This window comes from Salicibibacter halophilus, assembly GCF_006740705.1.
Lineage (GTDB): Bacteria > Bacillota > Bacilli > Bacillales > Marinococcaceae > Salicibibacter > Salicibibacter halophilus.
This window is the reverse complement of record NZ_CP035485.1, coordinates 1093549-1109408: the sequence shown is the minus strand read 5'-3', so window position 1 is coordinate 1109408 and position 15860 is coordinate 1093549. Positions and strand designations below refer to the sequence as shown.

General features: G+C 42.6%; 13 protein-coding genes and 3 pseudogenes. 10 read left to right on the top strand and 6 right to left on the bottom strand.

What is annotated here, in order from left to right:
* Window positions 1-24 precede the first annotated feature (24 nt).
* Window positions 25-369: a hypothetical protein gene (locus EPH95_RS05435; RefSeq protein WP_142087991.1), complete on the top strand. Its 345-nt coding sequence runs from the start codon at window positions 25-27 to the stop codon at window positions 367-369.
* 257 nt (window positions 370-626) lie between these two features.
* Here EPH95_RS05435 and EPH95_RS05430 read toward each other — a convergent pair.
* The 3 genes and pseudogenes from EPH95_RS05430 to istA all read right to left on the bottom strand — a co-directional run.
* Window positions 627-1748, bottom strand: a pseudogene (locus tag EPH95_RS05430) (IS110 family transposase); the annotation flags it as partial.
* Window positions 1749-2080: 332 nt separating this feature from the next.
* Complete coding sequence (gene istB, locus EPH95_RS05425) at window positions 2081-2872, bottom strand: IS21-like element helper ATPase IstB (protein WP_142087135.1); 792 nt, start codon at window positions 2870-2872, stop codon at window positions 2081-2083.
* On the bottom strand, window positions 2869-4449 hold the full coding sequence (istA, locus tag EPH95_RS05420; protein WP_142087137.1) for an IS21 family transposase: 1581 nt from the start codon (window positions 4447-4449) through the stop codon (window positions 2869-2871). Before istA ends, istB begins: the two co-directional genes overlap by 4 nt.
* Before the next feature lie 498 nt (window positions 4450-4947).
* Here istA and EPH95_RS05415 point away from each other — a divergent pair, with 498 nt between their 5' ends.
* A complete protein-coding gene (locus EPH95_RS05415) occupies window positions 4948-5124 on the top strand; it encodes a hypothetical protein (RefSeq protein ID WP_160141625.1) in 177 nt (58 codons plus the stop codon).
* 728 nt (window positions 5125-5852) lie between these two features.
* Here EPH95_RS05415 and EPH95_RS18665 read toward each other — a convergent pair.
* Together EPH95_RS18665 and EPH95_RS05405 are read right to left on the bottom strand one after the other, a co-directional pair.
* On the bottom strand, window positions 5853-6029 hold the full coding sequence (locus EPH95_RS18665; protein ID WP_160141624.1) for a hypothetical protein: 177 nt from the start codon (window positions 6027-6029) through the stop codon (window positions 5853-5855).
* Window positions 6030-6149: 120 nt separating this feature from the next.
* Window positions 6150-7025, bottom strand: a complete 876-nt coding sequence (locus EPH95_RS05405) for an SDR family oxidoreductase (protein WP_142087983.1) — start codon at window positions 7023-7025, stop codon at window positions 6150-6152.
* 176 nt (window positions 7026-7201) lie between these two features.
* On the opposite strand from EPH95_RS05405, the gene EPH95_RS05400 reads away from it, so the two are divergent.
* Window positions 7202-7480, top strand: coding sequence for a hypothetical protein (locus EPH95_RS05400; protein WP_142087981.1), 279 nt, complete (start codon window positions 7202-7204; stop codon window positions 7478-7480).
* An 822-nt stretch (window positions 7481-8302) separates the two neighbouring features.
* Here the strand turns inward: EPH95_RS05400 and EPH95_RS05395 are convergent.
* Window positions 8303-9450: pseudogene (locus EPH95_RS05395) on the bottom strand (IS3 family transposase).
* A 122-nt stretch (window positions 9451-9572) separates the two neighbouring features.
* On the opposite strand from EPH95_RS05395, the gene EPH95_RS05390 reads away from it, so the two are divergent.
* From EPH95_RS05390 to EPH95_RS05360, 7 genes and pseudogenes are all read left to right on the top strand, one after another.
* Window positions 9573-10907, top strand: coding sequence for an amidohydrolase family protein (locus tag EPH95_RS05390; protein ID WP_142087977.1), 1335 nt, complete (start codon window positions 9573-9575; stop codon window positions 10905-10907).
* Between the two features lie 351 nt (window positions 10908-11258).
* Window positions 11259-11609: an IS66 family insertion sequence element accessory protein TnpA gene (tnpA, locus tag EPH95_RS05385; protein WP_227003902.1), complete on the top strand. Its 351-nt coding sequence runs from the start codon at window positions 11259-11261 to the stop codon at window positions 11607-11609.
* A complete protein-coding gene (gene tnpB, locus EPH95_RS05380) occupies window positions 11603-11956 on the top strand; it encodes an IS66 family insertion sequence element accessory protein TnpB (RefSeq protein WP_142087553.1) in 354 nt (117 codons plus the stop codon). The genes tnpA and tnpB overlap by 7 nt, the downstream gene beginning before the upstream one ends.
* 62 nt (window positions 11957-12018) lie before the next feature.
* Window positions 12019-13601 (top strand): annotated as a pseudogene (gene tnpC / locus EPH95_RS05375) (IS66 family transposase).
* A 335-nt stretch (window positions 13602-13936) separates the two neighbouring features.
* Window positions 13937-14104 (top strand): DUF4083 family protein, encoded by a 168-nt coding sequence (locus tag EPH95_RS19775; RefSeq protein ID WP_405127452.1) that lies wholly within the window; start codon window positions 13937-13939, stop codon window positions 14102-14104.
* 745 nt (window positions 14105-14849) lie between these two features.
* The gene (locus tag EPH95_RS05365; protein ID WP_142087972.1) at window positions 14850-15032 is read left to right on the top strand and encodes a hypothetical protein; all 183 of its coding nucleotides are present in this window, start codon (window positions 14850-14852) and stop codon (window positions 15030-15032) included.
* A complete protein-coding gene (locus EPH95_RS05360) occupies window positions 15020-15313 on the top strand; it encodes a type II toxin-antitoxin system RelE/ParE family toxin (RefSeq protein WP_142087970.1) in 294 nt (97 codons plus the stop codon). The genes EPH95_RS05365 and EPH95_RS05360 overlap by 13 nt, the downstream gene beginning before the upstream one ends.
* The last annotated feature ends 547 nt before the right edge of the window (window positions 15314-15860 follow it).

Here is a 15860-nt window from a genome sequence, read left to right as displayed (position 1 = left end):
TATAAACCTCTGGAGTGAATACTAATGGCTAACACAAAACCATTGAATTATAAAAAGGCTAGGAACCGACTGCTTCTTTTTTTTATAATCCTTCTTCCTCTTTCAATGGTCATTGGTAGATATCTATCTGAATGGGTTCGATCAAATCAAATTGCAAATCTAAATGATATAGTTCCAACTGCAGTTGTATCTTTATTTATGTTTGGTCTGGTTTATGTGTTATTTAAAAATCGCCTTATTAAAAAAGTGCAGGAAAATGTAGCTAGCGATATCAGCCAAAAGAGAATTATATTTGCGTGGGGTGGCTTTCTTTTTGCTTTAGTATTGTTGTTTTATGGACTTCCACTTATTTTTAATGTATTCCAATAAACTGCGTCATACGATTTCGAATATTGCACCAATCGAAGCGAATAAAGGATAATTTAGAGGAATGACCACTTAGTTGGCTTCATGGTGTGTTTTTGGTTAATAACGAAAATTACAATGCTCCATTATACCAGCTAATATTAATCAATACCCAGACCTAAAAAAGCCCATAAAAATATGATAAGATAAAAAAAGACATGCCAAAAAACCTTCCTCTTTCACATTGGAAGGTTATGTAAAATATGGAATTATCAGCTTTTCTATTGTTCTACAAAAGCCTCATTACGCTTTAACATGGCATGAATCCAGTGAAGAAGTTTATTAGCACAAGCGATAACAGCCGTCTTGTGTGGTTTTCCTTCTTCTCTTTTACGATCATAAAAAGCTTTAAGCTTCGCATTGCGATTGTTAGTTAAACCGCACTGAACTGCTGTGAACAAAGCTTGTCGAAGCCTTGATGAACCCCTTTTTGTGATTCGATTGATGGTTGCCTTGAACTTCCCGGATTCATGAACGCTCGGGTCAATCCCTGCATAGGCAACGAGTTTCTTAGGGTGTTGAAACTGATGGATATCACCCATCTCGGATAGGATTGTGGCGGCAATCTTACGCCCAATGCCAGGGATTGATTTGATGATTTGGTATGCTTCAAAGGTTTCAGCCAGGGCGTCTATCTCTTTTTTCAACTTGGATAAATGCTCTTGGTATTGAAACAGCATTTGAACATACATCTGAAGGCTAACCAGATGACTTTGATAGATGTTTCGTTTAAAAGGATTTCGTTCAGCTGCGTCCTTTAACAAACGAGCCTTATACAAAAACCACGCATAGGAGCGTTTCGCCCCTGTCTTTTGCATCTCCGTAGCCAACTCTTCTTGCGTTGTGTTTTTGACATCGTAAGAGGTTGGGTAACGAAGCAAGGTGGTTAAGGAAATTTTGGCGTACAAATCGCTGAAAACGCTTTGATATTCAGGGAAAATCTGCTCCAATGTGGCTTGAAATTGAAGTTTGATTTGTACATAAGTTTCGGTTAATGCTTGATGTTGTCTGGTTAAGTTGCGTAAGTTCATGGTCTGTATCGTTTTCTTTTGAAACACTTCCAGGTCTTCTTTGTAGTAAAGCTCACACAGGTGATGCGCATCAATGGCGTCCGTTTTCACTTTGCGCAGGCTCGTTTTTTTCGCTTCATAGGAAACGACCGGGTTAATCAAATAGTAGGTCACCTCGCGTTCTTCAAGAAACTGAAGTACGGGCTCATGATAGTGCCCGGTTGACTCAAAGATGACGACTGGGGCCTGTCCAGACACACGCTCAACTTCTTGATAAAAACGGTGAAATTCATGTAATCCGTGAAGGTTGTGCGCGAACTTGAAGCTTTTCTGTAATTGTCAACTCAAAATCCGGCCAAATGTTCATTGAATTTCCGTCCAATCGTGAACTCTTTCACAATTTTTTTAGCCGAAAAAATGAAGCAAAATCTTCTGTGTTGATCAGCTTGTTGGTAGGTCAAAAGACCTGTTTGCAGCCAGCCGTTAGAATCGCATGCCTTTGAATGTTTTTATCCTACGTCTGTATTCAGTTGTCAAAGAACAGTGAATCAAAACCCTTTACGCTACCCGTTTGCCATAGCGAGGATCGTTACGAGCCTCGAATGGTTATCATCGCTTTTAGCTTTCTTTAGATGCCATTCCTCCTTCGTCTTCGTCGACCGGGATTACTGCTGAACGTCGTCCGCATCCTGGGTGCCCAGCCACTCTTTGGTCTCTTTCATGCGATAAGAGCTCCCATTCATATTGACAATATGCGCTTGATGCGTGAGGCGATCAATCATCGCCGCGGTCATGACCTCATCCTGAAAGATTTCCCCCCAACGTTCAAAAGAGAGATTCGTCGTGATAATCGTCGATTTGCGCCCTGCCCGGAGGGAGAGATGAGTGAAGAGTTGTTCTGCGCCTTCTTTATCAAAGGAGATATAACCCATCTCATCGGCGATCACCAGATCATATTTCTCGAATCGGCTTTGAAAATTTCGAAGGGTTTTCTCCGCCCGTGTTTCCTTGATTTGGTTGACAAGAATCGGCACCGTCGTAAACCATACTTTAAACCCTTCCAAACAAGCTTTCATTCCCAAGCCGATCGCCATGTGCGACTTTCCCGTTCCGGCATTCCCGGCAAAAATGGCATTCCGTCCTTCGCGGATAAAATCCAGGCTTTTCAAGGTATTGAGCTTTTTCTGGGCATCTTCGGGCAAGTCTTGAACCGAAAGATCCTCCAAGTATTTTTTCTGATTGAATTCAGCCCGGCGGATGCGGTTATATCGGGCCGATTCCCGCCGGGCATCTTGTTCTTTTTGTAGGAGTTGAGCTAGAAAGGCTTCGTAGCTGATGTCTTGCATACTGGCTTCTGACGCGTGCTCAGCCACATGTCTGCGAATCATGGGTAGCTTTAATTCTTTCGCGTATGATTGAACATCCGCGTGCCATTCTTCTTGGGTTTTAATGGTCAATGAATCCCCTCCTTTGTGGCTGTCATTTGAAATAACTGATCATAATCACTCATCTGGTTTCTGGCCTGTTCGGCAATAGCTTCCGTATCCTGAGACGACGGCGGCGTGATCGGCTGTTCGTTGTTTCTGGCACATATCGCTTTGATTTTATCGGTGGTCACGTGTTTTGGATGCATCGCCTCCAGTTGGTCGATGGCGGCTAAGACGGTGTCGAAATCGCCCTCGTCCCGCAAGTAGTGACAAAGCGCTATGAAATCCCGCTCCCTTCCTGTATAATGGGTCTCGTAAATAGCTTTGATTTTTTGATCCGCCTGGTGCAGGGCTAAGCTTCCCCCCAATGCACCGGGCTTTTTTCGTAAGGTCTCCAAGACGTGGGAGAGTTGAAGATTCCACCGATGGTGGCCACTGAGCCGTTCATGATTCGCGATACACGCCTCGTTGTAAAAGCAACGGATACGCTCCGCGTACACTTTCACCATGATCATTTCACCGACCAAATGATCAGGCACCGAATAACGGTTTTGCTCAATCACCACGGTCGCGTATTTATCCACGCGAGCGTACTTCACACGAGCCGCATCCCATTTCGGCGGTGCTTCTAAAAGGTGCTCACGTTCTTGCTCAAGGCGCTGTGTGGGCGTTTGACCTTCGTATTGGCTCATAGATTTCTGATTGAGTTTTTCCGAACATACCCCCTCGAGAAAGTGGTTCGCTTCTTCTAAACTCTCAAAGGTGTCTTTGATGGCGAATGCCTTGCGCCGAACGACGTCCACGCTGCGTTCCACATGGCCCTTTTCATTGCCGCGGCGGATATTACAGAACCGGTGTTGAAACCCGTAATACACCATCAGTTGCATCAGGCCTTCTGTGGGCCCTTTTTCCCCGGCCAGACCTCTAACAGCGACGCGCATGTTGTCATAGGTGAGTGTGGTATGAACGCCGCCGACATGGGCAAAGAAACGCGCGTGTGCTTCTTGGAAGCACTCCGTCGTTTGCTTGGGGAACAGACACGCCCACCGATAATTCCCATACGCCGATGTGAAGACGGCCATTTGGAACGGCTGTAGTCGTCCGTCCACCGTTATTTTTACCTCCCCCCAATCAAATTCACAAACATCTCCGGGCATGTACGTTTCTTTAATAAATGCCTCCTTGGCTCTGTGTTCCAACTGTCGAACCAACCGACGGACCGTACTGTAACTAATGTCCAGCTCTTCATCTTCTAAAACCTCATACATGTCCATGACTGTTTTTTGTTGTTTCTTCTGCCCCTTTTGGCGCTTATCCCGATTTTCCTCAAGGAAAGTAAGGATTCGTTGTTCAATCTCCGGTGTGAGTTTACGTTTAGGGCGAGAACCGGTGGTGTACGTCGGCTTCTCTGTTAAGGCTTCGATCAGCGCCTCGACATCGACATCTTCGCCTCCTTCCATGAGTTGGTTACGCTTCTGTTCGTATTCCTTGACGTATTTACTAACTGTTTCCCGGTGGGTCCCTATATCTCGGGCAATTTTTCGTATCGATTCCCCCTCGTGCATATACTTCATTAATGTTTGGTACTTTTGGCTCATGGTGATCATCTCTCCTGCCCCCACTTGTATGTATGACACAAGTGAGATTTTCGATCGTACTGGCCGGATTTTCAATGAACATGGTGGCCTATTTTTAAGTTATCAAATACACTTTTCCTATAAGGCTTTTTCCTTTGTAAAAAGGCTTGGACCTGGCTTTCTCCTTTGGCAATATCCAGGCCAATGACTGGATCCATCTTTTATCACCACTTATTCAATGTATTTGCCGGTGCTCCCCTCGATCATCTTGTAGTTTCATAGCTTCGCTTGTTATACGGGATCGCTGTCCCAACCAGCCTCAAACATGTTTCTACAAGGGAGGGGGTGAACAGTATAACGGACGGGATCGTGTCCCAGAGGCGCATGCGTTCTACCCCGGCTACCTCCATCATTAACTCCATTTAAAAAGAGTTCAACCAGAAATGACTGGTTAAACTCATAATACGATCGTGGCGCAATTGCGGAATAAGAGGGGAGAGATTGACGGGAGGGGGAGAAGATTTGAATATGAGCAAATTAACTGGGATTTTTGTTTTTAGCTTAATTCCTGGAATCGTTGTGGCTCTATTCAGCATCATTTTGAGTTTAGCACAAAATGAGCCTGTTACCTTTATATCAGTTTTTATGTATTTTCTCATTGGCATTGTCATCGGTTTTGTATTAGTGATCTTGCGTTACGGATAAAAGGAGAGCTTTGGAAATAATTTGGCTAATATCTTCCTCCACTGAAGAGGCGCACTAATTGAAGAATAGATCCCTTTAAATGAGGCTTTAAAGGGAGGAGATCAACGTTGTGACTGGTTCGATAAATGTTTATCTTTTGGCTGTTGTTATAATCTTCTTCATATTGACTGTTTTCGTGGCTCTTTTCAAACACAAAGTGAAAATCTATATACCGTTAGGCTTATTAGTGTTATTTTTTCTTTTCTCATATTTAGCAGTCACAATTCCATAATACGAACGGGAGTTTTAATGGAATAAAAGTTGTGCCAGAATCGACGCCTATAGATGAACAGTATCAAACAGGAAATCACTGATCTAAATGCGTTTTACGTTCGCTTTTCCATTTAAGGTAAGTATATAGTAACTGGGCAATTAAAAGAGAAAGCATCGTTATAACAACTACAATATTTATGGTGGTTAGGCCAAAGAAGGTAAATATCAAGATTGAAAGAATGATAGCAAAGGGAACGTGCCATAAGGTTCTTCTAAACTTACTTCTATAATTTAATTTCCAATAAACAAATCCAGTGTCACGACCATTTTTCAAAAAGGACACCACCTTCTGATATCACATTATGAACGTTCCGATAAGCACAATATTGAGCGCTGATTCTTTAATAAAGAGGCATTATTCAGAATCATGCCCAGTTGAAAGGTTCAATAGTGAGTTGTTTAAATTGTATTCGTGTCTATTCATTTTTGGGCTTTTGGAAACGAAGTACTAAATATATGAAAACAGTTGTTATAAAACCGCCTGTTAAAATGCCAAGAAAATTCATGAGGTTAATTGTATTTCCATTAATAAGCTGAGCCAAGCAGAATGTAAGCGTTAACCCTACACCGTAAAGTGTCGCTTTCTTCAGCATATTGATTTACCTCCGAATAAATGCAAATGTAGTGAAGAACGTAGTAGTATTTGCTTGCTTCAAGAAAAAAGCCCGTTATTTAACAGGCTCTTACAACATTCCATGTCTCACAACAACGAATTAATCGCTAAATTCAATTATTGATGCTATCGCTTTTTTTGTAGAACATTCACCAATTAATTGATTGAGGTCATCAGAGGTAGACTGAAATGCTCCTTCGGCTATATTTTTTTGAAAAGAAAGGACTAACAATTCTGCCCCTTCCTTGCTCACGCCTGAATCAGTAAGATTTTTAATAACTTCTTTATCGGAAGACTCCCTATATCCAATTTCTGTTCCAGTAATTTCAGTTAATATAGAAGCAATTTCGGGGTAGGTGATCAACTCCGAATTTACCAAGTTGTAAATTTTATTTTCATGTCCTTCTTCACTTAAGACCGTGGCATTTGCTAGAGCTAAATCGCTTCTTAAGACAAAATTAAAACCGTTACTTATTGTAGAAGATACTAATTCTTCTTTTCCAATTGCATTTTTAAGATCAAACTTAATTTCATCTAGATAAACACCGTTTCGCATAAAAGTAAAAGGAAGATCTACAGCACGTATCATGTGTTCCGTTGCCATATCGACATCTTCTAATCCGAACAATCGTTTATCTGCATCCGCTAAACTGACAAGGAAGGTATGCTTAACATTTGCTAACTTCGCAGCCATGACCACGTTATACTGTTGTTTTAGACGTTCTACGTTGTCTAAAGAAGGAGAGGATACTACTAAAAGCTTTTCTATACCAGTAAAAGCTTCTTTTAGTGAGTCCATGTCATTGTAGTCACCCACTCTGAGTTCGACACCTTTATTAGATAAATGCTCAGCTCGTTTTTTATCTCTAACCATTGCAACAATTCGTTCTGCAGAAACGTGCTTTTTATTTAACAAGTGGTCAATTGTTAAGCTACCTAAGTTACCTGTTGCACCAGTCACTAAAATTTTCTTCATTATCTCACCTCATAAACAGGGTTAACGGGAAATATGTGTAAACAGTATTTTTTGTCGTTGCTGTTCAGTAATATTCGCCCTATCATATTATTCATAGATTATACCATTAACGTGGCGCGATTGCGGAACAAAAGTAAGGCTTCCTGTCTTGCGGAAAAGGGATAGAGTGAAAGGGAGTGGTCATCGTCGCAAAATCACCTAGAAATATCTCTTATGTAATTTTAGGGTTGCTCATTTTACATTGGGTATTTTTCTTAACTAGTGGCTACACTCTGTTACCAACAAATATAGCATTTGCAATATTTGTTCCTGTTTGGTTAGTGCTATGTGTAGCTAGTGCGTTTACAGCTATCTATGAGTTCAAAAACAACAAATATTTTGCTATTCCAGTTGCTGGCTTAACAACGATAAGTTTGTTATTTAGTATTCTTGCCCACGGAATAGGTGAAATGTAAAAATCATTTCTATACAACTAACGAAGCGCTTTAATGGAATAAATAATCGCCCAAGTTGGATGGGATTAGGGTAATATATGGCCGTTTTAGTGCATTCCACCGTATTAATCGGTGGTGTTTTCACAGGCTTAAGAATTTGCTTCACTCAATCCATTTAGAATTGTCCCTTTCGCCATTCATAAAAGATTGTAAATTTCTTTTTAATCAGTCCATCATGTATACCATAATGATAATCCTACATGCAGGAGGAATGAACGATGCGCTTGTATCAAAATATTCTGGTCGGTATTGACATTCTGATTTTGATTTTGTCTTGGATAATTGCAGTGCGCGTTTACGTTGCGAAACAGTTTTAGTGATTTGAATGTATTTTCGATCATGACTTGTTAGGACGTAATTTAATGACATTTATCACTACTTTATGTAATGTAACCCTTTGTCAAGACACGAAAAATGATTTTTTAAGATAAATCCTCCCCTCTGAAATGGATTGCATTTGAACTTCATATAGCTCTTACTACTTGCTTCTGATATTTGTGGATTCCTCCCAGTTTCACCACTCGGATCCGCCGCCATTGACAGCTGTTTGGGTTCGTGGTGTGCATGTGATGGCGACTGGGTGAAAAAAGCTCAAAGAGCCATCAGCCGCATGCGAAGTTTACCACGAACCCATCGCTTCAAACCCGATCCTGCGGCGGGGCCCCGACCCCATCCGCCGGATCACGGAAGCGAACACAGCTGTCAATGGTACCCTTCGGCGGCTCCCAGCAAGGCGAAAACGAGCGATTTGTAGCGTCTGTTCCTTTCGCTAGAGTGGGTGCCTTAACGACCACATTCGCCAAAATAAATGCGTGCCGGTTCATAGTCTTCTAAAGCTTGATGAGGCCTGTTCCAGTTGTAATGAGACATATAAAGCTTGGTCATTTGCTTCAATTCCGAGACCGTTTCCGGACACAGGAGATAGAGTCTTTCCCATTTGTAACTCCGGAAAAACCGCTCTGTTCGGGCATTGTCTGTCGCTCGTCCCCTCCCGTCCATGCTGATTTTCACGGTTTCATAGCTTTTGATAAAGTCGATGTAATCGTTAGATGTAAACTGGCTTCCCTGGTCACTGTTGATGATGTCAGGTTTACCATAAGCGTTGATCGCCTCCGCCACGGCGCGTATGATAAAATCGGTATGCATCGTGTTGCTCAAGGCCCAACCCACAACGAGCCGTGAGAACCAATCGATGATGGCCACTAGGTACATAAAGCCTGTAGGCGTGCCGCAATACGTGATGTCAATGCCCCAAACATGATTGGGGTGGGTGATGCTCACGCCCCGAAGCAAGTAAGGATAGGTTCGTGCTTGTAAATCCCGTTTGCTCAAGTTCGGCCCAGGGTAAAAGGCGACAATGCCCATCTCTTCCATGTATCGGCGTGTACGTTTGAATCCTACATCGCTGAAGCCACGTTTATGCAGTTCTCCACGAATGCGACGACAGCCGAATGCAGGCTCATCATAGTGGATTCGGTCGATGGTATTTTTAATGGCAATTTCCTTCTGATCAGGCTGCTTAACGATGATCGGATGATAAGCCGTCGACCTGGATAGATCCAAAAGTTGACACTGGCGCTTAACGGAGATCTCTTTACTGTCAAAATCGATTACTGCTTTTTTCTCCTCCAATCCGAGACCTGTTTCTGTTTTTTTTGGAGCCAGTTCATTTCTACCGTAAGCTGACCGATTTGATTAATGAGCTCCTCCTTCTCAGCTTCATGCTCCTGCTTTAACTTTTCGGTTTTGGCAGCCTTTTTATCAAACACGGATGGCATATTATCCAGGAATTCCGTCCGCCATCGACTGATCAACTGTTGACTCACCCCATATTTTTGGGATATCTCTTTGAGGGTGCTTTCCTCTCTCAAAACTTCCAAAACAATCTTGGCTTTTTCTTCTGGGCTGTATGTTTTTCTTTTCTTACTCATAGCTATAGTTTATCTTATTTTTTCTCATTTTGTGTCCAACACCCTGGTTACAGTATATTATCCGCTGTCCTGTATCGTACATTAATGTTAGACACCTTAAAGATAGTGAGGTAATAATACGCATGGCTAAAGATAAGAAAAAAAATCGTGGAAGTTCCTTTTGGAGGTTTGTCAAGCGGTTATTCTTAACAGCAGTTATTCTGATTGTGCTGGTCCTTGTTGGTGGTGTTACGTACTATTATGCTACGATCTATAACGTTTCAGAAGAACAAGAGGGCTACCTGGCGCTTACGAATGCGACCGTACTCGTCGGTGAGGCGTTGGAAGCATACGATGATAGCACGATTCTGATTGAAGATGGCCTGATTGTCGACGTAGGTAACGATATTGATATCCCCGACGCCGCAGCCATTAAGGACTTGAATGGAAAAACGGTTATGCCGGGTCTGATTGATATGCATGTCCATGTAGGCATGCTCGAACTTGAAGAAGGGGAAGCATTCGGATTGTTATCGTTTCCGAAAATGATTGCTGACTTTGTAAGATTTACACCGGAAAAACGAAGTAACTTTTTAGAACATGGTGTAACAACGATTCGCAGTGTCGGTGATGAACATGAGTGGATCATGGAATTTCGTGATCTTGTGAATGAGAGGGAACTTGAAGGCCCGCGCCTTTATGCATCAGGCTCATTATTTACCACATTGGAAGGTCACCCCATTGCAACGGTTGGTACTGATCCCCATTCCGAAGTAGTGCTTTATCCCGATACACCGGAAAAAGCACGGGAAAATGTAGAACAGCTGGCTGATGACGGTGTCGACCTGATTAAAGTGGTTCAGGAGAGAGGCCCGGATGAATCCCAGTTAGAGCCGATCGATGAAGATGTGTTACAAAGCATCGTAGACGAAGCGCACGCTCACAATATAGCAGTATTTGGACAGTGGGGAAGAATCGACGACTTGGAAGATCTACTCATGGCTGGCGTCGATGGCTTAGAGCATATCGGTGCCGGGGCTGTTCGAGACGGCTGGGAGGACGATTTATTGGAAGAAATCACTGAGCAAGGGGTCTCGATGACACCCACGTTACGTGTCGAAACGCTGAACGGTGATCCAGAAATGAGGTCAGATCAGCTTGAACGTGTCAAGGAATTTCATGATGCAGGTGGGCAGATTCTGGCGGGTAGTGATGCTGGGATGCCCGGTGTCCTATTCGGTCCAAGTATGCACGAAGAATTGGCATTACTCGTTGAAAGCGGCCTAACCCCTAAGGAAGCACTTCAATCGGCTACATCTCATGCTGCCGATGCATTACAAAGCAACGAATTCGGCGTTATTGAAGAGGGAAGAGCAGCTGATTTAGTCGTTATAGATGGCGATCCATCACAGAAGATTGAGGATATTCAAAACGTGATCGAAGTATTTCGAGATGGAAGACTTGTGGTTGAAAATTAAAAGAGGAATATGGTTACTAAAAGTAAGACTTGCGATCGATCTGTGATTGTTGTGGAACTGGCAGTGTGAAAAATATGTTGTTTAGAAATAAAAGGTGACAGTGAGGTTTTTCTCATGGAAAAACTGGAAATTTTGATAGATGTCCAAAAGCGAGCCGATCAGTTACGGAAAAAAACCTCGAACAGTGAGCAAGATCTATCGATATGCAATCAATGATTTTATGATCAAGAAAAGAAAGAAAATTTTCCCTGATGAGGTTGATCAGCTAAAAGCGTTTTTACATTGGTACGTAAGCGTCAAATAGAATACACATAGGAATCAAAAGTCATCCGTGCCATAATCGCCTTAGAAATGATTGCGGGAGGTTATGTGATGACGCTGAAAGACAAGAGAATCGAGTGGAAAGCTCGGTATGATGCCTGGAAAGAAAGCGGACAACGTGTGGCCGAATGGTGTCGTGAGCAGGACATCAACGTCAATCAAATGTATTATTGGGTCCAGCGATTCAAGGATGACAAGATATCATCGGAACCGGATTCAACCCAATGGCTGACGGTCCAAGTCGACGATGATGATCCTATACCTTCCGGAGGATCGGAACCTATCTTTATTCACTACGGTGCCATCTCCGTCGAAGTAAGGCCGGGCGCCCATGTTGGGTTATTATCCGATATCATTCATGTGTTGCGAAGCCAATGTTGAATGTATCATTCGAGCGCGTGTACCTGGCTCGGGGAAACACGGATCTTCGCAAATCGATCGACGGTCTGGCCGTTATTGTCCAACAATGCTTTGATCTCGATCCTTTTTCCCCTTGTCTGTTCGTGTTTTGTAATCGGAAACGTGACAAGTTGAAAATCCTGCAGTGGGAGCACAACGGCTTTTGGCTCCATTACCGCAGGTTGGAAAATGGCACATTCCATTGGCCATCGGAAACAGAAACGGCACCCATGACCATCAGTCCGCGCCAACTTCGGTGGCTGCTGGATGGTTTGCCCATCGAGCAGAGGCAGGCCCATCGGGAGGTCAAAGCGCGTACCATTCTATAGAACATTGAAATTTAGAAATACGGGCATTCGACTGGGCAAGTTGGATGCTTTTCCGTATACTTATGGTATGGCACATACAGCGCAATCATCAAACCCATCAATTGCATATTATCGAGCGCAAAATGAAAAGCTTGAGCTGGAAAAAGAGGCGTTGGAGGCTAAAGTCCAATGGTACGAAGAACAATTTCGCCTAAGCCAACAACGCAGATTCGGATCTTCCAGTGAGAAGACCGATGAAGACCAGCTCTCTCTTTTCAATGAGGTCGAAGGTACATCCACCCCGACGGTTGAAGAATCAACGGTCGAAACGGTTACATATAAACGCAAGAAACAGCGTGGCCAACGCGAACAAAAGCTCGAAAACCTGCCGACGGAAACGATGGACTATCATTTATCCGATGAGGAGCAGGTCTGTTCGTGTTGTGGCGGAGCCCTACACGATATGAGTACGGACGTGCGAAAAGAATTAAAGGTCATTCCAGCGCAAGTGAAAGTCGTGGAGCACGTCCGCCATGTCTATGGCTGCCGCCATTGTGAACGCCATGACATCGAAACGCCTATCGTGACAGCGAAGATGCCGGAACCGGCATTTCCGGGAAGCTTAGCCTCTCCATCCGCCGTGGCTCATGCCATGACCCAGAAATATGTGGAAGGCATGCCCTTGTATCGGCAAGAGAAACACCTGGAACGTTTCGGTGTATCTATCCCCCGCCAGACTCTGGCCAATTGGATGATGTCCGGTGCCAACACGTGGCTCGAGCTGATTTACAACGAAATGCATGCCCAACTATTAGAGCTGGATGCCTTACACGCGGATGAGACAACCTTACAAGTGTTATCCGAACCGGAACGATCGGCAACATCGAAGTCCTATATGTGGCTGTTTCGCTCCGGACAAGCCGATGTGCCCATGGTGCTGTACGATTATCAGCAGACCCGGGCGAATAAGCATCCCCGCCGATTCCTGGATGGCTTTCAGGGCTACCTGCATGTCGATGGTTACGCAGGATACAATGGCCTTCCCCATGTCCGTTTGGTCGGCTGTTGGGCGCATGCGCGTCGTAAATTCACGGAAGCGCTGCAGGCATTGCCTGAATCCGCAGCCACGACGTCTGTGAAAGCGAAAGAAGGTTTGGCCTTCTGCAATCAGCTTTTTGACATTGAACGCCATTTAAAGGACGCAAGTCCACAAGAACGCTATGAAAAGCGTTTGGAACGCAGCCAGCCCGTACTGGAGGCTTTTTTGGCATGGCTTCAAGAACAAACGCCACATGTATTACCAAAAAGTGCGCTTGGCAAGGCGATTAAATATTGTCGTAACCAATGGGAGCGTTTAGAGGCATTTTTAGAGGATGGCCGATTGGAGATCGATAACAATCGAGCCGAACGATCCATCAAGCCGTTTGTGATGGGGAGGAAAAATTGGCTGTTTAGCAACACCGCAAAGGGAGCAAAATCCAGTGCGATGATCTATAGTATTGTGGAGACAGCCAAGGAAAACGGATTGAATCCATTCCACTACCTTAGCTATTTGTTTGAGGAACTTCCCAATATGGATACAACAGATCAAGCGCAATTGGCTCAACTTCTGCCATGGTCCAAAACACTCCCGCAAGAATGTTTCGTCCCTAATCAATCTAAATAAAGCATACATGACATCCCCGCCTGTTATTAGGTGGGGATTATTTGACGCTTACATTGGTACTTTGATGTTGAATGAGGTTTTCTTGCAGATTTACAGTTTATTTTAGCCGGGTTAACGTTGTCGACCTCGTTCGCGAACGAATGATTAATGGGGTAGCTCTAAACCCAATCCCCGCAGGAGACTTTTTGACTTCATAGTAAAATAATCAGTTATTTCAGAATAATATAGAAACTTCATGCCACAAAAGAGCTACTTTAACAGAATATAGGAAAGCTCATTTACCAATGGAAATCTCTAAAAATTAAATGAAAAGGAAGGGGTAGCTTGTGGATTCTATGGATGTTATAGCACCACTGTTAGGGTTTATCTTTTTTATTGGCATGTTTCTTATTCCGTTCCTTCTTTATCGCTCATTTAGTAGAAGAGAAGAGAACAATTCAAAAGACATTGATAAAAAATTGAATAGGATCATTGAATTACTTGAACAGAATAAGAAAGAATAGTCCTTCTAGTTATACAAACTATTGGTTTATTATTCTGGGTATTATTTGGACTGTATTTTTGCTGGTATGAGTTTCTATTGGGCAATGGGTGGTATGCTGGGTGTTAGACCCCTGGGTGGAGCTATCTATGAAATGTCCCTAAATCCTGAGCCATTGTTCGTTATTATGGTATGGCTTACTGGTTTTATAAAATTGGTTGGCGTAGTATTATTGTTGATGCTTCTTGTTCAATGGCGGAAAATGGTTACTTTCTAGAATAAAGAAAACCTTTTGAACATTTTATGTCTGATCGAATATAAGATATAATAAGAGTACAACTAAATGGAGGTGCTGACCTGGTGGGATAATAAGGGGGATGACATCTATAATGACCAAAGGGATGAATCAGGGTGATGTTTGGTTGGCAGATGTCCGTTTTAAAGGAACTCGTCAAACTAAGCAGCGCCCTGTTTAAGGTTTAAGGTGGGGATCGACCGGATAGGTCAAATGGGCACCAATTATATAAAAAATTAGGCTTTGGAGAAAAGAGTATCGGGTTTGCGAAAGCCCTTGTATAACAACATAAAGTTCGACCTTCAGTTAAAGGGCGGAAGAAAGCATTGAAAAAGTATGGAAATTTAGGGGGAGAGGAAAAAATAATATTGAGAGGTGTAGCAGGTCACTCATTCATGATACGTCGGAAATTCTGTAAATGACGATTCAAATTCGTTATAATAATGAAAAGTTCAATAACTGAGGTGAGAAAATGAGTATAAAAGAAGAGGTTATAAAAACGATAAGCGAACTTCCCGACGATGTCACTTATGAGGATATTATGGAGGAAATATTTGTTCAATCTAAAATTGAGGCCGGATTAAATCAACTTGATGAGGGAAAGCACCTTACTCATGATCAAGTGAAGGAGCGTATGGGTAAGTGGTTGAGTTGAGATGGTCATTATTGGCAGCTGAGGATTTAGAAAACATTTGCTTGTATATTGAAAAGGATTCAGAAAGGTATGCAAGGATTGCACAGGAAATTGTAGGTATGGCTGATTTAATTCCCATATTCCCATATTCGGGAAGAATGGTAGCAAAATATAATTCTGAGTTTATTAGAGAAAAAATGATAAAAAGCTACAGGGTTATCTATAGAATACATGGAGAATACATTGAAGTAGTTCGAATATTGAGGCAATCGAGGCAACTAACGGACAATTTAGAGGAATGACAGGTCGCATCTTTAAACCAAGGATTATGCGACTTGCTTTTTGTTACGTTATAATTCTATCAATGACGAGCAGCCGAAAGAACAGCAACAATATTATTGGTGGCGAGAATCTGTATTGTTCTGTATTATTTGATTTTTTTCGAATTATAGAATAAATGGTTATTCTGTTGGTTTCCTAGGTAAGTCATGTGTTCACTTTCCCAACATACATTTTCACGCATAAAGGGGATAACTCATGATATTTGTGATAAATAAATCTTAATTTTTAAAGTGCTACATGGTATAATATTCCTATAATCAATATTTTATAGGAGAGGGGAAGATTTTTTGTCTGAGGAAAAACCCTATGTTTTTGAGAAGCCTGGTGTTCACCTTAACTTGAATCAGGATTAGCTCCCTTTGGTTTAATAGTTCCCTAATAGAAGTGGGAATTTTCACGATTTATCTTAATCAGTATTGAGTAATAGAATAAAAACTTAGATATTTAGACTATGTTGCCGAATATTTTGTGTGGATGATAGGTAGCAAGCAAGTTTTTTAAGCGGGG

What these genes read in the sequence shown, in the direction of transcription:
- istA (WP_142087137.1), bottom strand. Translation starts at nt 4,449, where the DNA reads ATGATCACCATGAGCCAAAAGTACCAAACATTAATGAAGTATATGCAC.
- EPH95_RS19775 (WP_405127452.1), top strand. Translation starts at nt 13,937, where the DNA reads ATGGATGTTATAGCACCACTGTTAGGGTTTATCTTTTTTATTGGCATG.
- EPH95_RS05365 (WP_142087972.1), top strand. Translation starts at nt 14,850, where the DNA reads ATGAGTATAAAAGAAGAGGTTATAAAAACGATAAGCGAACTTCCCGAC.
- tnpA (WP_227003902.1), top strand. Translation starts at nt 11,259, where the DNA reads ATGATTGCGGGAGGTTATGTGATGACGCTGAAAGACAAGAGAATCGAG.
- EPH95_RS05405 (WP_142087983.1), bottom strand. Translation starts at nt 7,025, where the DNA reads ATGAAGAAAATTTTAGTGACTGGTGCAACAGGTAACTTAGGTAGCTTA.
- EPH95_RS18665 (WP_160141624.1), bottom strand. Translation starts at nt 6,029, where the DNA reads ATGCTGAAGAAAGCGACACTTTACGGTGTAGGGTTAACGCTTACATTC.
- EPH95_RS05390 (WP_142087977.1), top strand. Translation starts at nt 9,573, where the DNA reads ATGGCTAAAGATAAGAAAAAAAATCGTGGAAGTTCCTTTTGGAGGTTT.
- EPH95_RS05435 (WP_142087991.1), top strand. Translation starts at nt 25, where the DNA reads ATGGCTAACACAAAACCATTGAATTATAAAAAGGCTAGGAACCGACTG.
- EPH95_RS05415 (WP_160141625.1), top strand. Translation starts at nt 4,948, where the DNA reads ATGAGCAAATTAACTGGGATTTTTGTTTTTAGCTTAATTCCTGGAATC.
- tnpB (WP_142087553.1), top strand. Translation starts at nt 11,603, where the DNA reads ATGTTGAATGTATCATTCGAGCGCGTGTACCTGGCTCGGGGAAACACG.